We start from the raw sequence: 23,354 nt of genomic DNA, 5'->3' as shown, positions 1-23,354 counted from the left end.
TTTTATATGTCTCTATAGCTTTTCTTTCTATGCTCAAAACCAAATAAGCATGGAGTTAAAAGAAAGCAATACCACATGGGATTTATTAAAGTATGATTCAAAAAAAACAGCTCAAGGTATTGGTTATGCATTTACAAGACCTTTACATTGGGAACAAGATGATTTCAGAAAACTAACAACTCTAGCGGTCAGTGTATTTGCTTTGTCGTTAGCTGATGAAGAAATGAACAGGTTTGCAACAGGGCAAAAAGATAATTATCCGCAAATAGGTCTTGATTTTGGTTTTAAATTAGGTAAACCACAAACATTCTTTTTATTGAATGCTGGTGTTTATGGCTATGGTTTATTTACAAAAAATGAAGCCGTAAGAAAAACCAGTGTTCTTATAATTTCTTCGGCTATTACTGCTGGGTTAATACAATCGGTTAGTAAAACGGCATTTGGTAGAGCACGTCCTACTGCAAACTTAGGTCATAATACGTTTAAACCATTTTCAGAAGAAGCACAATACCATTCATTTCCTTCTGGTCACACTGTTCTTTCTGTAACCATGGCTCATGCCATAGCAAAACAGCTTGATAACATATGGCTTAAAATAGGAGTTTATTCCTTAGGATCTATTACTCCTATTACACGACTGGTAGAAGGAGCACATTGGCTTACTGATGTTGCCGTTGGCTCCATACTTAGTATTGTAGTAGTAGATAGTATTGATAAGTTTTTATTCGATACCAAAGCATATAAGGACACCGATTACCGCAAAAAAATTAGTTGGAATTTCGCCTTCACAGGAACACAACTAGGAGTAATAGGAACTTTCTAAAAACAAAAAGGCCTCGAAATAAATTCGAGGCCTTTTACTTTCAATAAGTTTAAAATATATTATAATACCTTAACGTTTACTGCATTCATTCCTTTTCTACCTTCCTGTAAATCGAATTCTACTGCATCACCCTCACGAATCTCATCGATTAATCCAGAAATGTGAACAAAATGTTCTTTGTTTGTGTCATCCTCTACGATAAATCCAAATCCTTTAGAATCGTTGAAGAATTTTACTGTTCCTTTACTCATTGTAATAATTTAAAAAATTTAATAATACTCAAATATAGATATATAAAATGAGGTTTTACACTTTTTAACTTACTTTTTTATTTAAGAACTAAAAATAGCCGCTAAACATCTACATTACAAATACTTAAATTACATAAAAACAAAAGCTCTAACAACAAATATCTTAGAGCTTTTAATTTATATTAACCTTTATAAATTAGATTATGAGTACATTTTCTGACGCATTTCCTTAATTTTAGGATCCTGCATATATTCATCAAAAGTTGTGTATCTATCAATAACACCATTTGGGGTTAATTCCACCACTCTATTTGCTACTGTTTGAGCAAACTCATGATCGTGTGTTGTAAATAATATTGTGCCTTTGAAGTTTTTTAAAGAATTATTAAACGCTGTAATACTCTCTAAATCTAAGTGATTGGTAGGCTCGTCTAACTGTAACACATTAGCACGCATCATCATCATTCTACTTAGCATACAACGTACTTTTTCTCCTCCAGATAAAACATTCGATTTTTTTAAGGCTTCTTCACCACTAAAAATCATTTTACCTAGAAAACCACGTAAATGAACTTCCTCACGCTCCTCTTCAGTTTTTGCCCATTGGCGTAACCAATCAACAAGCGTTAAATCGTTTTCAAAGAACTCACTATTATCTAATGGTAAATAAGATTGTGTTGTTGTTATTCCCCAACTAAACTTACCACTGTCGGCTTGCTCTTTTCCGTTTAAAATTTGATAAAAAGCTGTAGTTGCTCTAGAGTCCTTAGAATACAGCACTACTTTATCTCCTTTATTTAAATTTAAATCGATGTTTTTAAATAATACTTCACCCTCAATTGAAGCACTAAGCCCATCTACATTTAAAATCTGATCACCAGCTTCACGCTCGCGATCAAAAATAATAGCTGGGTAACGACGACTAGTACGTCTAATTTCACCAATATTTAATTTATCAATCATTTTCTTTCTACTAGTAGCCTGTTTACTTTTAGCTACATTGGCAGAGAAACGACGTATAAACTCTTCTAATTCTTTTTTCTTCTCTTCTGCTTTCTTGTTTTGCTGCGCATGTTGCCTTGCTGCTAACTGAGATGACTCATACCAGAAAGTATAATTTCCTGAGAAATGATTTATTTTACCAAAATCAATATCAGAAATGTGTGTACAAACAGCATCTAAAAAGTGCCTATCGTGAGATACTACAATAACACAGTTTTCATAATTAGCTAAGAAATTTTCCAACCAAGAAATAGTTTCATAATCTAAATCATTGGTAGGCTCATCCATAATAAGCACATCTGGATTTCCAAATAAGGCTTGAGCTAAAAGGACACGTACCTTTTGTTTTCCATCCAAATCTTTCATTTGTGTAAAATGAAGATCTTCAGAAATACCAAGATTCGATAACATTGCTGCCGCATCACTATCGGCATTCCATCCGTTCATTTCTTCAAACAACACTTGAAGCTCCCCTATTTTCTCTGCATTTTCATCTGTATAATCAGCATAAAGTGCATCAATTTGAGATTTTAAATTATATAAAGGCTTATTTCCTATTATAACGGTTTCTAGAACGGTGTCTTCGTCGTGCAAATTATGATCTTGCTCTAAAACAGACATACGTTTTCCGGCCTCTAAATGCACATGTCCTGATGTAGGATCTTGCTTTCCAGAGATAATTTTTAAAAATGTTGATTTTCCAGCACCATTGGCTCCTATAATTCCGTAGCAGTTACCATTATTAAAGGTAGTACTCACTTCATCAAATAGGACACGCTTGCCAAATTGGACTGATAAATTTGAAACTGTTAACATGTATTACTTTTTAATTTTTGCAAAAGTAGTAAAAAGCCATCATAAGGCGAAACAAAACCAAGTATATTAATATTTAACAACGTGTTAACAACATGTCACAAGTACAACTTTTACATTTGTGAATTAACACCCCTCTTTTTAGATAGAAACCAATTATGAAGGAATTTAAACTTGTTTATACTTTAATTATGACAGCTTTTGTTTTGGTGTCTTGCAATGAAGACTCTAGCTCAAATGTTGGTTCCGCATATTTTGGAGGTGAAGTGGTTAATCCGAAAAACAACTTTGTTATACTTTCTAAATCCGAAAACGTTTTGGATACCATTATGCTTGATAAGAACAATAGGTTTTTATACAAGGTAGACCACGTTGAAAAAGGATTATATACATTTCGCTTATGGGCATCTGAAGGTTTAGAATACCAAATGGTGTTATTAGAGCCTAATGATAGTTTACTTTTTAGACTTAACACTTTAGAGTTTGATGAGTCGTTGGTTTATACAGGTAGAGGTGCAAGAAAAAACAATTATTTAATAAACATCTTCTTAGATGGCGAAACCGAGGACAAAACAATTTTAGGCTATAGCCAATTACCTCCTTTAGAGTTTGAAAGACGTTTAGACTCTATAAGAAATCACAAATTAAATAGGTTAAAACAATTTAATGCTAAGCACCCATCGTCCGATACATTTACCAATCTTGTAAAAGGAAATATTAATTACGATTACTATTTAAGTAAAGAGGTGTACCCTTTTGTAAATTATGGAAGTTCGGAGCGTGCTAACTTTGAAAAACTCCCAGACGATTTTTATAGCTATCGAAAAGATATAGATTACAACTATTGTGAAATGATGGATTATTTTCCATACTACTCATTTTTAAAACATCATTTTGAAAATATAGCCCTATCTGAGCACTTCAAAACTTCTACCGATAGCGTTCTTAATGTTAAGTCTTTAAACTATAATTTAATTAAGCTTGAACTTATTGATAGCTTAATGGTAAATGATTCGCTTAAAAATTCGTTATTAGCACAAACAGCTGTCGAGTTTATCAGCAACAGTAAGAATACGGATGATTATGATGATATTCTTTCATCTTTTATTGCTAAAAATTCCAATAGTAAAAATGATAAGTATTTAACCAACATGGTTAACTCATTAAAAGGTTTACGCGTTGGAAACCCTTTACCAGAAACAACCTTGTTGGATTACAACAACCGAGAAGTATCATTAAATAGTCTCATAAAAAAACCAACAGTTATTTACTTTTGGTCAGCCGCATATCGTTCTCATAACGACAGTCATAGAAAAGCACAAGAATTAAAAATCAAATACCCGGAAGTTAATTTTATTGCCATTAACGCCACCACTAGTAATTTAAAAAGTTGGCGAAAATTACTTTCTCAGTATAACTACAAAACTAGAGGTGAGTTTTTATTTAAAAACCCAGAAAAAGCGAAACATAAATTAGCTATTTCTCCTATTAACAAAGTTATGATTGTTGATAAAAATGCGAAGATTGTTAATGCGCAAACCAACATGTTCTCTATTATGTTTGAAGAAGAACTACTAGGATTATTAAACCGTTAAAAGCTTCGTTTTAGACATAAAAAAAGCCTCAACACTTAGTTGAGGCTTTTTTTTATGTCTAATTAAAAGAAGGACTTAATTTCCTTTTTTAAAGTCTTCAAGAAACTTAGCTAAACCGATATCTGTTAATGGGTGTTTCAATAACCCTTCAATTGCACTTAAAGGTCCTGTCATAACATCTGCTCCTAATTTAGCACAATCAATAACATGCATAGTATGACGTACAGATGCCGCTAAAATTTCGGTGTCAAAAGCATAGTTATCAAAAATATGACGAATCTCCGCTATAAGATTTAAACCGTCTGTTGATATATCATCAAGACGACCAATAAACGGTGAAACATAAGTAGCTCCTGCTTTAGCCGCCAATAATGCCTGACCTGCAGAGAATACTAAAGTTACATTTGTTTTAATTCCATTATCTGAAAAATACTTACAAGCTTTTACACCATCTTTAATCATTGGTAATTTAACTACAATTTGGTCGTGTAATTCAGCTAAGGCTTCACCTTCACGAATCATACCTTCATAGTCCGTAGCTATAACTTCAGCACTAACATCACCATCTACAATTTCGCAAATATCAACGTAATGTTTCATAATATTATCATGCCCCGTAATACCCTCTTTAGCCATTAAAGAAGGATTGGTAGTTACTCCATCTAAAACACCTAGGTCCTGAGCTTCGCGAATTTGATCTAAATTAGCAGTATCAATAAAAAATTTCATAAGTAATTGTTTGTATAATTTATAGTTGTGTATTTCTGTAAAAATTGTGCTGTAAAATTACAATTTATAATGGTTCATTAGGAGTTTTTCGTAAACTTTATCAGGAAGTACACGTTTTAATACAATAGAAAATTTCTGCATAAACTCCCCTACTTTATAATGCACTCTAGGATTTGAAGTATTAATAATTTTATAAATAGCTTTAGCCATTTCTAGAGGATCTTTACCCGCATCAACATGCGAATCCATTAACTTCAATGTGTTACCATAAGCAGCTTGATAAGGAGAGTCATCTAAAACAGGTGCATGATAACGTCCTGAAGCAATATTAGTAGCAAAATCACCTGGGGCAACATTTGTTATTTGAATATTAAAAGCTTTTACTTCCATCCTGAATGCCTCTGTTACCAACTCCAAAGCTCCTTTACTTGCTGAATAAATACCTCTGTAAGGTAAACCCATATACCCTGCAATAGAAGTCACATTTATAATTAAGCCTCCTTTTTGCTTTCGCATTTGTGGTAAGACAGCTTTCATAACATGTATGGGACCGAAAAAATTAGTATCAAAATTACGCTTTATCTCTGCATCAGGAATTTCCTCTATTGGTCCCGTAATTCCAGCTCCTGCGTTATTTACAAGAATATCTAAACGACCTGCCTTTTCAATAACCAATTTTACGGCCTCAGTTATACTTTCTGGTTTCGTAACATCTAAACCTATAATAGGAAAAGGGCTATTTGTATATTTTTCGGGAGAACGGCTGGTTCCAAAAACCTGAAACCCTTTATCAGATAAATAACAACCTACAGATTTTCCAATTCCTGAAGAACCGCCAGTTATTAATACAACTTTAGACATAAATTTAGCTTATAAAATTAAAGCTGTAAAATTAATGATGAATTATTAAATACGTCTATAAAAAGAAAAAGATTTGCAAACTAATAGTCTACAAATCTTATTTATAAAAAGTTCCTTTCTAAAAAAAAGGAAAAGTAAAGGCACAAAAAAAGGCAAGCTACCTACATCACACCGCTACGACCATCTACCTTTGCTGCGTTCCCGCCCTGGAGGATTCAACAGGAGCTGGTTGTGTAGGACTTGCCGGTGCAAATATACAATCTTTTAATTTTTTCACAATGATTTTTTAAACTGAATTTTAATAAATATCTTGCTTAAAATAATTAAAAACACATGAGCTTTTATAAGTCACTTACAATCATATTTTTATGTCTTACTTTCGCTTCTTGCGGTAACGATATTAATGAGGCAAAAAAAGATATTTCTATTAAAACTAACGCTTCAAACGATGCTTTTACACTCGGAAACGACTTAAAGCTGACCATTTTCAACCCAAAAAGTCATAAATTAAGTGACATAAACTATACATTGGATGGTCAACCTATCCCTGCTTCCGGAAAACTACAAAATGTAAAACTCGGTATTCATGAACTAGTAGCGTCTCTTAGTTTAAATGGAGAAAACACAAGTATTTCTAAAAATATAACCATACTCAATAATCAAGCACCTAAGATTTATACCTACACTATAATTAATGAGTATCCACACGATCCGACTTCCTACACTCAAGGTTTAGAGTTTTATAAAGGCGAGCTATATGAAGGAACAGGTCAGTATGGCGGATCAAAACTTAGAAAACTTGATTATAAAACAGGTGAGGTACTTAAAAACATCAACTTATCGGACGCTTATTTTGGCGAAGGAATTTCTATTCTGAATGACAAAATTTATCAGTTAACTTGGAAAAAGGGAACGGGTTTTGTTTACGATGCAAATACGTTTGAAAAAACAGACACCTTTAAATATGGCGAAAGTCTTGAAGGCTGGGGCATTTGTAATGACGGTAACAAATTATATAAGAGTGATGGTACCGAAAAAATATGGACATTAAATCCAGAAACACTTATAGAAGAAAGTTACATTCAAGCATACCACAGCAAAGGTAAAGTTGTTGAGTTAAATGAATTAGAATGGATTAATGGTAAAATTTATGCAAATCGTTGGAATAAAAATGGTGTTGCTATAATTAACCCAGAAAATGGTGCTGTAGAAGGTGTAATAGATTTTTCACCACTACACAATATGGTTACACAACATCCAAAATTAGATGTATTAAATGGTATTGCATATAACCCAGAAACTAAAACCATATTTGTTACGGGTAAATATTGGGATAAACTATTTGAGGTAGAAATATCAGAAAAATAGCCTCCTATAAACAAGCCTAACAACACGTTTTATATGCATACATTCGAAACTACCATTCAAGTTACGCCTTCCGACATTGACAACTTAAACCATGTAAACAATGTTAGGTATGTGCAATGGGTTGAAGATGTTGCAAAATTGCATTGGTTTTCTACTGCTCCCAAAGCTATCACCGACCATTATTTATGGGTTATGATATCGCATCATATAACATATAAAAAGCCTGCTTTTCTAAACGACACAATTACCTTAAAAACTTATGTTAGCAAATCAGAAGGTGTGACATGTATTCGCACGGTTGAAATATTAAAAGGCAGCACGCTTTTAGCAAAATCGGAAACAACTTGGTGTTATATGGATAGTAAACGCATGCGTCCAACCAGAATTACCGAAGATGTTAAAAATATATTTCTCTAATTTTTAGAGTTTCATACGAAATCATCAATTCAAAAGTTATATTTTTGAACAAATTGTTATTATCATATGAAACGTCTTATTTCTATTCTTTTTTGCGTTGGTTTTTTAATGCTTTGGAGTTCTTGTCGTAAAGATTTAGAATTTTCAGCAAGCACAGGAAACTTAGAATTTTCAAAAGACACAGTCTATTTAGACACCGTTTTTACCAACATCGGATCCAGTACTTACAATCTTAAAGTATATAACCGTAGTAACGATGCTATAAATATCCCGTCCATTACCCTTGCATCAGGAATAGACTCGGAATACCGCTTAAATGTAGATGGCATGTCTGGTAATGCGTTTGAAAACGTTGAAATATTAGCCAAAGACAGTATGTTTGTTTTTATTGAAACAACTATTGACATTAACAATTTGCCCAACACAAATGAGTTTTTATATACCGATAAAATTCTTTTTGATAATGGCGCTAATCAACAAGATGTAGACTTGGTAACACTTGTTAAAGATGCTGTTTTTATTTACCCTGATAAAGATGCAACTACAGGAATTGTTGAAACCTTAACACTTAATATTAGTGGTGAAGTATTAGAAACCGAAATACAAGGACGTTATCTTGAATCGGACGAATTAACCTTTACCAATAACACACCCTACGTAATATACGGCTATGCAGCTGTTCCGAATGGCGAAACATTAACCATAAATGCCGGAGCGCGTGTACATTTTCATGCCAACTCAGGGTTACTAGTTGCGGATGGTGCCTCACTACATGTGAATGGTACTTATAGCTCAGACCAAGACCTTTTAGAGAATGAAGTTATTTTTGAGGGAGATCGTCTAGAACCTGATTTCAGTGACATACCTGGACAATGGGGGTCTATATGGCTTTTTCAAGGAAGTGTAGATAATCGTATCAATTACGCAACAATAAAAAATGCGAGTGTAGGTATTTTAAGTGATAGCAATGCCAACGACCCAAATCCAAAACTAAACCTGACAAATTCACAAATATACAATAGTAGTAATTTTGGAATATTAGGTAGAAATACATCTATCGAAGCCGAAAATGTAGTAATAAACAACGCCGGACAGTCTTCATTTGCAGGTACCGAAGGTGGTAAATATAATTTTACACACTGTACAATTGCAAATTATTGGAACAATAGCTTCCGTCAATTCCCTGCGTTACTTCTAAATAATTATAGAGAAACAACAGATGCTGTGAATTTATATGATTTGGACGAAGCTAATTTTAACAACTGCATTATTTACGGTAATGACAATCCAGAAATCATTATAGATGAAATTCCAGATCCAGCAAATGATTTTTATTTCAAATTCACTAATTCATTGATACGCTTTGAAGATTCTTTTGATTCATTTACTGATGATAATTATGACTTTGATAATTCGGCACTTTATGATAACATTAGACTTAATGAGGATCCTGAATTTAGAAATACTAACTCAAACGATTTAATTATAGGCACCAATTCTGGCGCTAATAACATTGGTGTTAATTCTTTTTCTACGAATCTTCCATTAGATATCTTAGAGGTTAACAGAACTTCATCTCCAGATGCTGGAGCTTACCAACATATAGAATTTTAATACCAATTCATTTAAAACACAAAAAAGCCTGCTTGTTTATACCAAGCAGGCTTTTTAATATCTATAAATATATCTATTAGGCGAATAATGGTAAATCACTCATCATAGCATTCACTTTTTCACTAATTTCTTCTAGCTTAGCATCATCCTCATAATTAGTAATAACAGCATCAACTAATTCTACAATAGCTTCCATGTCATTTTCTTTTAAACCTCTTGTTGTTATTGCCGGAGTACCTATTCGAATACCTGACGTTACAAAAGGGCTTTTATCATCAAATGGCACCATATTTTTATTTACTGTAATATCAGCTTTTACAAGTGCTTGCTCAGCATCTTTACCGGTGATATTTTTATTACGTAAATCAATTAACATCATATGGTTATCAGTTCCACCTGAAATAATATGGTAATCTCTAGCCACAAAAGCTTTAGCCATAGCAGCTGCATTTTTCTTAACCTGTAACATATAGTGCATAAAATCATCTGTTAAAGCTTCGCCAAAAGCAATTGCTTTAGCCGCTATAATATGCTCTAAAGGTCCACCTTGGTTTCCTGGAAACACACCAGAATCTAACAATGAAGACATTTTACGTAGGTTACCATTTTTTAATTTTATACCAAAAGGGTTCTCAAAATCTTTCCCCATCATAATCATCCCGCCTCTTGGGCCACGTAATGTTTTATGAGTTGTTGTTGTAACAATATGGCAATGTGGTAACGGATCGTTTAATACACCTTTAGCTATTAGTCCTGCAGGGTGAGAAATATCACCTAATAAAATAGCACCAACACTATCTGCTATTTTACGAAAACGCTCAAAATCCATATCACGAGAATATGCCGAGGCACCACAGATAATTAATTTTGGCATTTCACGTTTAGCAACCTCCTCTACATGATCATAATCGATAAGACCTGTTTCCTTTTTTACACCATAAAAAACTGGATTATATAATTTACCTGAAAAATTTACAGGAGAACCATGTGTTAAATGTCCACCATGAGATAAATCAAAACCTAAAATAGTATCACCTGGTTTTAGGCAAGCAGCAAAAACAGCTGTATTAGCCTGACTTCCTGAGTGCGGCTGAACGTTAACATAGGCAGCTCCAAACAAAGTTTTAGCTCTATCAATAGCCAATTGCTCTACTTCATCAACGACTTCACAGCCTCCATAATAACGCTTACCAGGATACCCTTCAGCATATTTATTCGTTAAAACAGAACCTGCAGCCTCCATAACTTGATTACTTACAAAGTTTTCAGATGCAATTAATTCTATACCATGAAGCTGTCTTTCTTTTTCAGCCTCTATTAATTCAAAAATTTGTTCGTCGCGTTGCATAAATTATATTTAAAGTTATATATAAGTACAAAAATAAGAAATACATTAGTTTAAAACATCAAAAAACATATATTTACTACAGCCTTTTAAATTTAAATAAAGGTTAAAGTATTCCTATATTTTCTGTCTTAAATTAGTATAAAAAAGAAAAGTTATGTAGGTTTGAATAGAATTTTTACAAACAAAAAACCACCATTAGTTATGCCACTTACAGCTAACAATCCAGACAGAAAATCCTGGTTACACGTAGATAAAAACTCCGATTTTCCTATTCAAAACATACCCTTTGGCGTGTTTTTAACTCGTGATGACATCATTACAATTGGAACCCGAATAGGTGATACCGCCATAGACTTAGGCGCACTACACCAATTAGGCTATTTTAATGATATTCCATTAACTGATGATATTTTTTTACAAGATACGCTTAACGACTTTATTGCAGATGGTAGAAAAACATGGCGAGCGGTAAGAAATAGAATTGCTGAAATATTTGATGCTGAAAACGACAGCTTAAAAGACAATAAAAAACATAAGGAGATTGTATTGTTTCGTCTTGACGAAATAGAAATGCAACTACCAGTTCAAATTGGTGATTACACAGATTTTTATTCTAGTATAGAACATGCTACTAATGTTGGTACTATGTTTCGTGACCCAGACAACGCATTAATGCCTAATTGGCTACATATCCCTGTTGGTTACCATGGTCGTAGTTCATCAATTATTCCTTCTGGTATTCCTGTTCATAGACCACAAGGACAAACTTTACCTGCTGGCAGCGACACACCTGTTTTTGGCCCTAGTAAACTAGTAGATTTCGAATTAGAAATGGCTTTTATTACAACAGACGCCAACGACTTAGGAGAGCCCATACCTATTAATGAAGCTGAAGAGTATATTTTTGGACTTGTTTTATTTAACGACTGGTCGGCTAGAGACATCCAAAAATGGGAATACGTACCTTTAGGCCCTTTCTTAGCTAAGAGTTTTGCTTCATCTATATCACCATGGATTGTTACACTTGATGCTTTAGAACCTTATCGCGTAGAAAGTCCTAAACCATTAAAACCTCAATTACCTTATTTACAATATACCGGTAAGAAAAGTTACGATATTAAATTAGAAGTAGCTATTAAACCAAAAACAGCTAAAGAAACTGTAGTTAGTAAATCTAACTTCAAATACATGTATTGGAACATGTCTCAACAACTAGCGCACCACACAGTTAATGGTTGCCCTGTAAATTCTGGAGACATGATGGGTAGTGGAACCATTTCTGGATCTACTCCAGACTCCTTTGGTTCTATGCTAGAGCTAACATGGAGAGGTGAAAAACCAATACAGCTACAAGATGGTTCTGAGCGTAAATTTATTAATGATCATGACACCGTAATTATGCGTGGTTATTGTGAAAAAGAAGGTACTAGAATTGGTTTTGGAGAAGTTTCTACGGAGCTATTACCAATATATACACCCAAAAAACATTAAGAAACACCCTTATAAGTTAAAGAAGCCTGCATTTTATGTAGGCTTTTTTTATCCTTAAAAATAAAGGCTCTTATTACTACTTATGATTACTTTATAATTTTATGAAATGTTAATATTTATCTAAAATTCAAGTTTAAATTATAGGAAATTAGAGTAAAAATAAAGAAATTTACACCTGTGAAAACAACAGCTATCATATTTACTTTATTCTTGTTTATCAAGCCTGTAATTCCATTAATAGAATACGTGGCTTTTTATGATTATATTGTAAACGAGCTTTGTGAGAACAGAGACACACCTGAACTTCAATGTAATGGTAAATGTCATTTAAAAAAGGAACTTGCTAAAGCTTCAGACTCAGAAAGCAACAACGAGAAAAAACATTCTACCACAGCAGAACACAACATCGTTTTCTTTGAAAAAAACACAACAGAATGTGCCTTATTTCCAAAAATAAAACAGCATTTAAAACTAAATCTTGAATATATTAATATATACAAGTTTGATTATACAACTTTCGTTTTCCACCCACCACTCGCTTAGTTTCTACATACAAAATAGGTCTCATAACACCTCCCCTTCTTTTTAAATAACTAAATTTAAAAAAGAAATTGGTATACCTGCTTTACAGTTAAATGTACCAAGTAAGCAACAGCTATGAGTTCCTTTTTTTAAAGTGTGGTTTCACAAACAACTTAAGACTTACGCCGTATTTAATTACTGTATTCTTAAAGCATATACAAACTACACTTCACCAAAAAACCAACCGATTCGTATTAAGCACGTAATGGAATTATCACCTATCTTTAAATAAGTGATTATTCCAATATACGCTGAATTAATAGACTCAAAAATTAAAAAAATCACCCCTTATTATTAAGAAACTAAATAAGGAAAACAACGAAATTAATATAACAAATGAAAAATTTTAAAAAATATCTAGTATTACCAATCATGGCTTTAGGAATTGTATCTTGTAGTAGTGATGACGACAACTTTGAAGCTAGTAGTAGCGTACCAACTGAAAATGATGTAACATTAGAATTTAATAACACATTTAAAGGAACAACAATTGTTCTAGATAACGGAAGCTCTAGCACATATACTTCAAACACATCTGAAGCTGGTCAGGAGCATCATTTTTCAGAATTAAAGTATGTAATTAGCAACATTCGTTTAATTAATTTAGATGGAACTGAAGTTGCTTATAATACAGACAACTTAGATACAGGAGCTACCATTGTTGACCAATCTGATGAAGCTACACTGCAATATGTATTAAACAATATTCCTACTGACAAATACAGTCAAATTAAATTTGGGTTAGGTGTTGAAACAGCGTTAAATACGTTAGACCAAGTAAGCTTCCCAGATTTTTATGCTGCGGCAGGTGAAAATGATACTGAAATGCATTGGGAATGGGGTACTGGATACCGTTTTACAAAAATTGAAGGATTTTACGGTGCAGACAACAGTGAACTTTCTATTCATACTGGTAGCACAGTTGAAGGTGTTGATGGCGATGAAAGTACTTACACGCAAGGTGTTGATGCTTACAGAGAAATTACACTAACGCTTACTGAAGAGGCTAATGTTGGAACAAACTCACCAACTATTACTATTGAAGCTGATTTTGATGCTTTATTAAGTGGTACATCAAACACAATCACTTTGGGTGCTGGGAATGCAACACCAAGCATACACACTGCCGTTGAAATGGAGAAGTTCGTTAACAACATAGGTGGAAATGGCGATACAGACACAATAGGTATGTTCTCAATTCAGAATGTAGAAAACTAATTTTTAAATACATAAGCCGATTACTAACTTTTAGTAATCGGCTCTTTTTATATATTAAATGAAAGAGATCTTAAAAATCACCTTTTTCCTATTTATTGTTTCATCGTGTAGTTCGGATGACAACTATAGCACTGTTGCTTTTAATAACCCCGAATTAGTACTCAGTATACCTGAAAACTTCCCGGAATTAAATAATGCTTTCTACTCAAATATTCCTACAAAATATGGGGTTGAATTAGGTGAAAAATTATTCTTTGACAAAAAACTAAGTGCAGACAACACCATTTCTTGTTCCAGTTGCCACATCCAAGAAAGTGCTTTTGCTGATCATAATCCTATAGGTAGTGGTATTGAAGGCAGAGTTGGACTCCGCAACACACCACCTGTACAGAACATGGCTTTTATGCGTTTTTACAATTGGGATGGCAGTAAAACACAATTAGAAAACCAACCTTTAGTTCCAATAATAACTCATGAAGAAATGGACTCCTCTATTTTAGAAGTTATAGGTAAAATTGAAAATGATCCTGCGTATATTAATTTATTCAACAAGGCTTTTGGAGATAGTAACATAACACCCGACAGGATTTACAACAGTATTACACAATATGAATACACTCTTATATCTGCTAATAGCAAATATGATAATGTTCAAAACAATACCGCAACATTCACGGATGATGAAGCATTAGGCTATCAAGTTTTCCAAGACAAATGTATCAGCTGTCATAGCACGGAACTTTTTACCGATCAGAGCTTTAGAAATATTGGTTTCCCAGTAAACCCTAGCTCAGAAGAAGCTGGACGCGCTAGAGTTACCGGACAAACAGAAGACATTATGCGATTTAGAGTGCCTAGCCTACGAAATATTGAACACACAGCACCCTACGGAAGCTTTGGACAATTCGATACCCTACGCGACCTTCTAGATTATCTAGCAGAAGGTGTAATTCCTGCTGAGAATTTAGACCCTATTTTGAGTAGTAATAACAACCGAATCCCACTATCAGAGTCTGAAAAAACATATTTAATTGCCTTTATGAAAACACTAACAGATCATGATTTTATAGGACAATAATACATATCGTTAAAGAATTTAAGACATAAAAAAACCTGTAAATAACTTACAGGTTTTTTTTTAATCTATTCACTATTTTTTCTAGTTTGGAAAATTATTTAAATCCATTAGCGACATGGTCTTATCGCTATGATAACGTGCTAATTTTAGAATTTTACTATCCGGAGAATAATACATTAGTTGGTTTACAAATACACCGTAATCCGTAAGTCTAGAATATCCAAAAAGGGTTTTACCATATTCATCACCTAAATTATTTAGCTGATTAGGTTTATACAATCCGTAATACCATCCCGTATTAATATAGAAATCACCTGCAACATTAATAATACCCAAAGAGTTTGAAATTTCAGGAAGCATACCAACGCTAGTTTTTAACGTTGTTGCATTCAATATAGCTCCAGCCATATCCGTTTCCAACACATACCCTACACCGTATTTAATTAAGTCTTGCTCAATAGTGGCTGAACTACCAGCATACATAGGCTTATTTACCGTTCCTGCCTTATACAGGGTTTCCAATACCAGTTTTATACTATTATTTGATATGATTAAATCCGATATTTTGACATCTGTAATTTCAGATGGCGAAAAACCTGTTAAACTTTTATATTGCGTTAAGGCTTCAATTTTATTATCATTTAATACACGTTCATCAGAAAGACTATACATTAATAGCCTATTGAATTTACCAACACTTACACCAAAAGACTTATCTTCATAAAAAGCCATAAAATAATCCTGCCCTCCTATCGAAAAAACTGTTGGCTCAAACAATGCTGTTTTTTCAGGAAAAGCCAATTGCTTAGTTTCAGTTGGTGTTACTTCTATAATTTGATTTGTTTCTGCCTTAAAACCTTTTTCTGTACGAACCCAAAGTATGTTTCCTGAGTTAGTAACAGATACATGCTTCTCTGTCGTATCCTCAAACACGACCTCATTACCCCATACCTCATCGCCGGTATTTGTATTATAAACCTTTATAATACTTTTCTTTGGCTCTTTACGCTTAGCATAAGGCGTATAAACTAAGGCCGCAAATTGAGCATTTTCAGAAACTCTAAAAGACACATCACCAGATTTTGAATTAGAATCTATTGGATGTGAAAAAATTAAACGTTCAGAAAAGGCATCTGTCGTTTTATCGAAAACAATTTCATGAACCTCCATTTTATCAACTTTACCTGTATAACTATGTGTATATGCAACTAGTTGATTCTCGTTACGCTCATAAACACCTAGAAAATTATATAAGGTACTACTTCCTAAACCTGGAAAAGGGAAATTAAACGTATTTACTAAGGTGTTTTTCTGGTCAAATTTTCTAATTATAACTTCATGCTGACTTTGCATTCCATGAATATTTACCTGACTGAACAAGTAGGTATTATAATTATCAGCCAATACAAATTGTGTATTTTTTTCAGATTCTGGGTCAAAAGAAAATTTGGGACCGTAATTTATATCCTGAGCTTGTAACCCAATTGAAAATGCTAGTATAAAAATAAAATAAATGTGTTTCATGCTATTAGTTATTATAAATTTCTTGTTCTAAACGCTCTAAAGTTCTTTCATTATCATAGGAAAGTTTTATATAAACTAGGTTTTCCTGAAGTGCATTTAAGTACTGCTCCGCCTCCTCTTTTTTATTTAATGCCAAGTGAAGTTTTATTAAATTAAAATAAATATACCTAGCTATTTTAGCATTGTAATCCGCTTTAGAATCTTTAAAATCGATAATTGATAGGGTATTATTCCAAATATCTATTCCTTTCTGCATATTCTCTAAAGCAGAAATAGTCATGCGTGAATTTGGATCTTCTTGAATTTTTTTCAAATTAGTTAGTACATAAATATTAGCCTTTTCTAATTCATCATAAGTATTTTTACGATTTTTAACCACCTCTAAATACATAGATTTTCTATGGTTTATATAGCCATAGCGTTCATTTAGCAATGTGTTAATTTGCTTAACCACCTTATCCAAATACAGTTTCTCCTCTCTGTTTTTATTGATATTATTTGTTGGATAATTAGAAATCAATTCAAACTCAGTAAATAAAGCTGTTTTAAAGTCAAGTACACCATCTAAATTAACCACAATATGTGTTGGTTGATTTGCATAAGATTGCCCAGCATTATCTTGAAAATTCACTTTTTCAATTTCAATTTGAACATCTAAAATATTATCTCCACGCTCTAAACCATTTATAACAACCTGACTTGCTAAAATAGCATCATCAACAATAACATAATCGTTTAAATTAGGGTTCTGATATACAGGCTCCGCTGGTTTGTAATAAACAGGCCTATTAGGCAATACTAAAGTTGGTTTTTTTCCTTGATCTGTTAAAGCCAAACGCTCTATTAACGACAATTCGTTAAATTCTTTAGATTCCAATTCAAACTTTTCCTTAGCCAAAGCCACATCTGTTTCATACTGTTCAAGCTTGGTATTGTACTCCGTTTCACTATCAATTACTATTTGATCGTATGCTGCTAATTCATTCTCAAAATCTAATTTAGATTTTGCAATAACATCATCGGAGGTAATATTATAAGGTGAATTAACGGTAACAGCATAGAACTGCTTGCTGTTAGGGATGGACACTTCAGGCAACTGCGAAACATTAAACTCAACTTTTTCACCAGTTATTCCTTGTGATAGAACGATTTGAATACTCGTTATAAAAACGAGTATAAATAATAAACTTTTAGTCATTTAGTTTTTTTTTAGGGATTGCAAAATAAGTGTTTTTTAAACGATACTTATTTATTAAATCATCTAAATTCAAAAAATTAACACAAAAAAAAGTTCAACATTTACATGTGAACTTTTTTAATTACTATTTAACAATTCAAATAAAAACTACACGTATTTATTTAAATCCAAAGCATTTATAGCTCCATGACTAGCTTGTACAACCGTAACACCATTTCTTATAATTAATAACTGTGGCGACTCATGAAGCACTTGAAACTTATAGCCCACCTCACTACTCACGTCTCTAAAGTTCAGTAAATCTAAGTAATATAAATCAGCATTTAAATCTACATCATACGCATCAACAAACTGATTCATTACCATTTTACTTATACCACATCGGGTGGAATGCTTAAATATAATTTGTGTTTTATTTTGCGATAACTTTGCAATAGCATCTAGTTGCGGTATAGTTGATAGCGTTTTCCATGGTAATATTTTGGTTTCTTTTGGCTCATTAGAACCTCCAAACAATTTATTTATAAACCCCATAAGCTTTTTTTATAAAATTCGTATTTTTAAAGGTAGTCGAAAGCACCTCAACAATCTTACAACAAGACAAAAAGTCAGCCGTATTTAAGCTAAAAGTGTCATTTTGACTCCTATTTCATATTGGTAAGATAATTGACTATTAGCTAGCATACACAACAATAATAACAAACAAAAACATCCTAACGGATTAATATAATATTATGAATTTTAACAATTATACCATAAAATCACAAGAAGCCATCCAGCAAGCGCAGCAGCTAGCACAAGGCTTTGAACACCAACAAATAGAAAACGAGCACATTTTTAAAGCACTTTTTAATGTAGACGAAAATGTATTACCATTTTTATTAAAAAAATTAAATGTTAACGCTTCTATTTTACAACAAACATTAGACAAACAACTTGATAGTTTTCCAAAAGTATCAGGAGGCGATATTATGCTTTCTAGAGAAGCTGGAAAATCATTAAACGAAGCTGCAAATATTGCTAAGAAAATGAACGATGAGTTTGTTTCTATCGAACACTTAATTATCGCCATTTTTAAATCGAATAGCAAAATTGCACAAATGTTAAAAGATCAAGGGGTCACTGAAAAACACTTAAAGTCTGCAATCGACGAATTACGTCAAGGTGACCGTGTTACTTCACAAAGTCAAGAAGAAACCTATAACTCTTTAAACAAATACGCTAAAAACCTAAACCAATTAGCTAAAGACGGAAAATTAGACCCGGTGATAGGTCGTGATGAAGAAATTAGAAGAATACTTCAAATTCTATCACGTAGAACTAAAAACAACCCCATACTTGTTGGTGAACCAGGAACCGGTAAAACCGCTATTGCAGAGGGCTTAGCTCACAGAATTGTTGATGGTGACATTCCTGAAAACCTAATAGACAAGCAAATATTCGCTCTAGACATGGGCGCCTTAATTGCCGGAGCCAAATACAAAGGTGAATTTGAAGAACGCTTAAAAGCCGTTGTTAAAGAAGTAACCACAAGTGAAGGAGACATTGTACTGTTTATTGATGAAATACACACACTTGTTGGTGCTGGTGGCGGACAAGGCGCTATGGATGCGGCAAACATTTTAAAACCCGCTTTAGCACGTGGCGAACTTCGCGCAATTGGAGCAACAACTTTAGATGAATATCAAAAATACTTTGAAAAAGACAAAGCTTTAGAACGCCGTTTTCAAAAAGTAATCGTTGACGAACCCGATACAGAAAGCGCCATTTCCATCCTTCGTGGAATTAAAGAAAAATATGAAACACACCACAAGGTTCGCATAAAAGATGAAGCTATCATTGGCGCCGTTGAACTTTCGGAACGCTATATAACGAATCGTTTTTTACCAGATAAAGCTATCGATTTAATGGATGAAGCTGCTTCTAAACTACGAATGGAAATCAACTCTAAACCAGAGGAGCTAGACGTTCTTGATCGTAAAATCATGCAATTAGAAATTGAAATTGAAGCTATAAAGCGTGAAAAAGACGAGGTAAAACTAAAATCCCTACGTTCAGATTTAGCAAACCTAAAAGAAGAACGCAACGAAATTAACGCAAAATGGAAAAGCGAAAAAGAAGTTGTAGATAATATTCAAATTGCCAAATCAGACATTGAAGATTTTAAACTTGAAGCAGAACGTGCCGAGCGTGACGGCGATTATGGTAAAGTAGCAGAAATACGCTATGGAAAAATTAAAGAAGCTCAAGAACGTTTAGAAACACTACAAAAAGAACTTTTAGAAAACAAAAGCGAAAACTCTTTAATTAAGGAGGAAGTAACCTATGATGACATTGCAGAAGTAGTAGCCAAATGGACAGGAATACCTGTAACTAAAATGCTACAAAGTGAACGTGAAAAGTTACTAAAACTAGAAGACGAACTTCACAAGCGTGTTGTAGGGCAAGAAGAAGCCATTACAGCTATTAGTGATGCCGTAAGACGTAGCCGAGCTGGACTGCAAAATCCAGACAAACCTATTGGAACCTTCTTATTTTTAGGAACTACAGGTGTAGGTAAAACAGAGTTAGCAAAAGCGCTTGCCGAATATTTATTTGATGATGAAAATGCTATGACGCGAATTGATATGAGTGAATACCAAGAACGTCATGCGGTAAGCAGATTAGTTGGTGCTCCTCCAGGATACGTAGGCTACGATGAAGGCGGTCAGTTAACCGAGGCCGTAAGACGTAAACCTTATTCTGTGGTTTTATTAGACGAAATTGAAAAAGCCCACCCAGATACTTTTAATATTTTATTACAAGTATTAGATGAAGGCCACCTAACCGATAACAAAGGTCGTTTAGCCGATTTCAAAAACACGATTATCATCATGACCTCAAATATGGGAAGCCAAATAATTCAAGATAAATTTGAAGCAACCAAGAATGTTGATGCCGCTATGGAAATGGCGAAAATTGAAGTTCTTGGCCTACTAAAACAATCTGTTAGACCAGAGTTTTTAAACAGAATTGATGATACGATTATGTTTACACCTTTAACACACGAGAATATCACAGAAATTGTTAATCTCCAATTAAAAGGTTTAACTAAAATAATAGGCAAACAAGGCATTACTTTTGACGCCACAACTGAAGCTATAAACTATTTAGCAAAAAAAGGTTACAACCCAGAATATGGTGCCAGACCCGTAAAACGAGTTATACAAAAAGAAGTCCTAAATGCCTTGAGTAAAGAAATCCTATCAGGCGCTGTTACAACAGACAGTATTATTCTATTAGATGCTTTTGATGATAAATTGGTTTTCAGAAATCAAAAAGACCTGATTAGCAACGAATCAAAAGTATAATTACAGGAGAAATAAATTAACAAAAAAAAAAAAGCAACGTAATCTTTCTTTAAGGAATTACGTTGCTTTTTACTTTTTATCCTCATTCATTATGTTCTTTTAAAAAGAAACCACTAATATTACAGCATAATTATATTTTAAATCACTATATTAATTGCCATGAGTGTTTTTCATTATTACGATTTACCGGAAGCAGAAATTTTTGTTTTTGACGAATTTTTAGTTTGTCAAATTCGCGAAGGCATGGAAATAACTAGGAACCACCAGAAAGATTTAAACAAGATCATTCAAGAACACTTCTCTGAAACAAAAATAGGCTACATATCAAATCGGATTAATTCATACTCAGTAGACCCATTTATTTATGTTGAAATTGAAAAAATTCCCAATATAATTGCAATGGCTATCATTCCCGAAAATCAAACTATGAAAAATAATGCCGAATTTGAACGCAGTTTCTACGATAAGCCTTACGAAATATTCGACAACCTAAACGCTGCCATCAATTGGATCCACGATCTGTTAAATTAACCAATTCCTTTTTTTATTCAGGTATATTACACGACAATTGCTACTTCATTTTTATTTAAAGCAAACACAATATCGCTTCCAAAAATAAATCAGCCATTAAAAAAATAACTAAAATGTTAAAAAAAACAGCATTTTAGCCCACATAACCGCATTTAGTCGTATTTTTGTTACACTTAACCTCCATAACAACTATATGACAATTAATAACTATATAGACCACACGCTGCTAAAAGCAGCCACAACGCAAAACGAAATTAAAACGCTTTGTGACGAAGCAAAAAAATACCGTTTTTTTAGTGTTTGTATTAACCCTTTTTATGTCCCACTTGCAAAACAACTATTAAACACAACTAATGTAAAAATCTGTACCGTAGTTGGCTTTCCCCTAGGCGCTTCAACTACCGAAACAAAAGTTTTCGAAGCTAAAAAAGCCGTAGAAGATGGTGCTGATGAAATTGACATGGTATTAAACATAGGCATGCTTAAAAGTAAAAACTATGTAAATGTTTATACAGACATACGCGATGTAAAGGTTGCCATTGGCAGCAAACCCCTAAAAGTTATTTTAGAAATTAGCGAATTATCTAAAAACGAAATTATCAAAGCTTGCCAAATATGTCTTGATGCTAAAGCCGATTTTATAAAAACTTCAACTGGTTTTTCTTCAGGTGGCGCAACACTTACAGCGGTAAAAATGATTAGAAAAACAATTAAAGACGAAGCTAAAATAAAAGCTTCTGGTGGAATCAGATCCTTAGAAGTTGCTAAAAAGTATATCGACTTAGGCGTTGACAGAATTGGCACTTCATCAAGCGTTTCCATTATGGAAGAATTAGAAAAAACAACTAAATAAGCCTTATTATGAGTGTACATATCGAAGCTAAAAAAGGAGACATAGCTGAAACTATTTTATTGCCTGGAGACCCTCTCCGAGCAAAATGGATAGCGGACACTTTTTTTGAAAACCCTAAATGCTTCAATAAAGTACGCGGTATGCTTGGTTATACCGGAACCTATAAAGGTAAACCAATTTCAGTAATGGGGACAGGCATGGGGGTTCCTAGTATTTCTATTTATAGTGAAGAGTTAATAACAGTTTACGGTGTTAAAAATCTTATTCGCGTTGGAAGTGCAGGTTCATATCAAAAACACATTCAGGTCCGAGATATTGTTTTAGCAATGGCAGCATCTTCTAATTCCGGTGTAAACAACCTCCGTTTTCATGGCGCTAATTACGCCCCAACGGCTAGTTTTTGTTTATTTGAAAAAGCCTTAAGCATTTCAAAAGCAAAAAACATTACCCTAAAAGCAGGTAACGTTTTAACATCCGACACATTTTACAATGACGATGATACAGCCTATAAAAAATGGGCAAGCTTTGGCGTGTTATGTGTTGAAATGGAAACCTCTGGTTTATACACAATAGCCGCAAAACATCAAGTAAATGCACTTTCTATACTAACTATATCAGATTCTTTAGTCACAGGTGAACGCACGACAAGTAAAGAGCGCGAAACCACTTTTAAAGATATGATTACACTCGCTTTAGAACTTGCTTAAA

Annotated in this window: 21 protein-coding genes and 1 other RNA gene; 13 read left to right on the top strand and 9 right to left on the bottom strand. The window is 33.4% G+C overall.

Annotated features, from left to right (window positions below; translation table 11 throughout):
• Positions 1-49 precede the first annotated feature (49 nt).
• Positions 50-823 (top strand): phosphatase PAP2 family protein, encoded by a 774-nt coding sequence (locus ACW5R3_RS06315; protein ID WP_456578743.1) that lies wholly within the window; start codon positions 50-52, stop codon positions 821-823.
• Positions 824-882: 59 nt separating this feature from the next.
• On the opposite strand, the gene ACW5R3_RS06310 is transcribed toward ACW5R3_RS06315, so the two are convergent.
• Positions 883-1,074 carry a cold-shock protein gene (locus ACW5R3_RS06310; protein WP_109310084.1) on the bottom strand — a complete coding sequence of 64 codons (192 nt, stop codon included), beginning with the start codon at positions 1,072-1,074 and terminating at the stop codon, positions 883-885.
• Positions 1,075-1,275: 201 nt separating this feature from the next.
• Positions 1,276-2,892, bottom strand: coding sequence for an ABC-F family ATP-binding cassette domain-containing protein (locus ACW5R3_RS06305; RefSeq protein ID WP_456578742.1), 1,617 nt, complete (start codon positions 2,890-2,892; stop codon positions 1,276-1,278).
• Positions 2,893-3,047: 155 nt separating this feature from the next.
• Here ACW5R3_RS06305 and ACW5R3_RS06300 point away from each other — a divergent pair, with 155 nt between their 5' ends.
• Positions 3,048-4,484 (top strand): TlpA family protein disulfide reductase, encoded by a 1,437-nt coding sequence (locus ACW5R3_RS06300; RefSeq protein ID WP_456578741.1) that lies wholly within the window; start codon positions 3,048-3,050, stop codon positions 4,482-4,484.
• Positions 4,485-4,559: 75 nt separating this feature from the next.
• On the opposite strand, the gene fsa is transcribed toward ACW5R3_RS06300, so the two are convergent.
• The 3 genes from fsa to ffs all read right to left on the bottom strand — a co-directional run bounded on the left by fsa (position 4,560) and on the right by ffs (position 6,320).
• Positions 4,560-5,213: a fructose-6-phosphate aldolase gene (gene fsa, locus ACW5R3_RS06295; RefSeq protein WP_456578740.1), complete on the bottom strand. Its 654-nt coding sequence runs from the start codon at positions 5,211-5,213 to the stop codon at positions 4,560-4,562.
• Positions 5,214-5,270: 57 nt separating this feature from the next.
• Entirely contained in the window at positions 5,271-6,074 is an 804-nt protein-coding gene (locus tag ACW5R3_RS06290; protein WP_456578739.1) for an SDR family oxidoreductase, read from the bottom strand.
• Positions 6,075-6,221: 147 nt separating this feature from the next.
• An RNA gene (gene ffs / locus ACW5R3_RS06285) (signal recognition particle sRNA small type) lies at positions 6,222-6,320 on the bottom strand.
• A gap of 87 nt (positions 6,321-6,407) precedes the next feature.
• Between ffs and ACW5R3_RS06280 the strand changes: the two genes are divergently transcribed.
• The 3 genes from ACW5R3_RS06280 to ACW5R3_RS06270 all read left to right on the top strand — a co-directional run bounded on the left by ACW5R3_RS06280 (position 6,408) and on the right by ACW5R3_RS06270 (position 9,473).
• Positions 6,408-7,442, top strand: a complete 1,035-nt coding sequence (locus tag ACW5R3_RS06280) for a glutaminyl-peptide cyclotransferase (protein ID WP_456578738.1) — start codon at positions 6,408-6,410, stop codon at positions 7,440-7,442.
• A gap of 33 nt (positions 7,443-7,475) precedes the next feature.
• On the top strand, positions 7,476-7,859 hold the full coding sequence (locus tag ACW5R3_RS06275; RefSeq protein WP_456578737.1) for an acyl-CoA thioesterase: 384 nt from the start codon (positions 7,476-7,478) through the stop codon (positions 7,857-7,859).
• Positions 7,860-7,925: 66 nt separating this feature from the next.
• On the top strand, positions 7,926-9,473 hold the full coding sequence (locus ACW5R3_RS06270; protein ID WP_456578736.1) for a hypothetical protein: 1,548 nt from the start codon (positions 7,926-7,928) through the stop codon (positions 9,471-9,473).
• A 76-nt stretch (positions 9,474-9,549) separates the two neighbouring features.
• On the opposite strand, the gene glyA is transcribed toward ACW5R3_RS06270, so the two are convergent.
• Positions 9,550-10,821, bottom strand: coding sequence for a serine hydroxymethyltransferase (glyA, locus tag ACW5R3_RS06265; RefSeq protein WP_456578735.1), 1,272 nt, complete (start codon positions 10,819-10,821; stop codon positions 9,550-9,552).
• Positions 10,822-11,022: 201 nt separating this feature from the next.
• Between glyA and fahA the strand changes: the two genes are divergently transcribed.
• The 4 genes from fahA to ACW5R3_RS06245 all read left to right on the top strand — a co-directional run bounded on the left by fahA (position 11,023) and on the right by ACW5R3_RS06245 (position 15,190).
• Positions 11,023-12,312 (top strand): fumarylacetoacetase, encoded by a 1,290-nt coding sequence (gene fahA / locus ACW5R3_RS06260; RefSeq protein ID WP_456578817.1) that lies wholly within the window; start codon positions 11,023-11,025, stop codon positions 12,310-12,312.
• Positions 12,313-12,489: 177 nt separating this feature from the next.
• Entirely contained in the window at positions 12,490-12,855 is a 366-nt protein-coding gene (locus ACW5R3_RS06255) for a hypothetical protein (RefSeq protein WP_456578734.1), read from the top strand.
• Between the two features lie 375 nt (positions 12,856-13,230).
• Positions 13,231-14,112, top strand: a complete 882-nt coding sequence (locus ACW5R3_RS06250) for an MbnP family protein (RefSeq protein ID WP_456578733.1) — start codon at positions 13,231-13,233, stop codon at positions 14,110-14,112.
• Between the two features lie 58 nt (positions 14,113-14,170).
• Positions 14,171-15,190, top strand: a complete 1,020-nt coding sequence (locus tag ACW5R3_RS06245; protein WP_456578732.1) for a cytochrome-c peroxidase — start codon at positions 14,171-14,173, stop codon at positions 15,188-15,190.
• Between the two features lie 81 nt (positions 15,191-15,271).
• Here the strand turns inward: ACW5R3_RS06245 and ACW5R3_RS06240 are convergent, their stop codons facing one another.
• The 3 genes from ACW5R3_RS06240 to ytxJ all read right to left on the bottom strand — a co-directional run bounded on the left by ACW5R3_RS06240 (position 15,272) and on the right by ytxJ (position 18,446).
• Entirely contained in the window at positions 15,272-16,714 is a 1,443-nt protein-coding gene (locus tag ACW5R3_RS06240) for a hypothetical protein (RefSeq protein WP_456578731.1), read from the bottom strand.
• Between the two features lie 4 nt (positions 16,715-16,718).
• Positions 16,719-17,912, bottom strand: coding sequence for a hypothetical protein (locus ACW5R3_RS06235; RefSeq protein ID WP_456578730.1), 1,194 nt, complete (start codon positions 17,910-17,912; stop codon positions 16,719-16,721).
• Positions 17,913-18,059: 147 nt separating this feature from the next.
• The gene (gene ytxJ / locus ACW5R3_RS06230; RefSeq protein WP_456578729.1) at positions 18,060-18,446 is read right to left on the bottom strand and encodes a bacillithiol system redox-active protein YtxJ; all 387 of its coding nucleotides are present in this window, start codon (positions 18,444-18,446) and stop codon (positions 18,060-18,062) included.
• Between the two features lie 200 nt (positions 18,447-18,646).
• On the opposite strand from ytxJ, the gene clpB reads away from it, so the two are divergent.
• From clpB to deoD, 4 genes are all read left to right on the top strand, one after another.
• Complete coding sequence (clpB, locus tag ACW5R3_RS06225) at positions 18,647-21,262, top strand: ATP-dependent chaperone ClpB (protein ID WP_456578728.1); 2,616 nt, start codon at positions 18,647-18,649, stop codon at positions 21,260-21,262.
• A gap of 159 nt (positions 21,263-21,421) precedes the next feature.
• Positions 21,422-21,793 carry a hypothetical protein gene (locus ACW5R3_RS06220; protein WP_456578727.1) on the top strand — a complete coding sequence of 124 codons (372 nt, stop codon included), beginning with the start codon at positions 21,422-21,424 and terminating at the stop codon, positions 21,791-21,793.
• Positions 21,794-21,986: 193 nt separating this feature from the next.
• Positions 21,987-22,646 (top strand): deoxyribose-phosphate aldolase, encoded by a 660-nt coding sequence (gene deoC, locus ACW5R3_RS06215; protein ID WP_456578726.1) that lies wholly within the window; start codon positions 21,987-21,989, stop codon positions 22,644-22,646.
• An 8-nt stretch (positions 22,647-22,654) separates the two neighbouring features.
• Positions 22,655-23,353 (top strand): purine-nucleoside phosphorylase, encoded by a 699-nt coding sequence (deoD, locus tag ACW5R3_RS06210; protein ID WP_456578725.1) that lies wholly within the window; start codon positions 22,655-22,657, stop codon positions 23,351-23,353.
• Position 23,354 lies beyond the last annotated feature (1 nt).

Source organism: Algorimicrobium bowmanii (genome assembly GCF_054031195.1).
The sequence above is the reverse complement of the archived record's forward strand: the minus strand, read 5'-3'. Positions and strand labels throughout refer to the sequence as shown.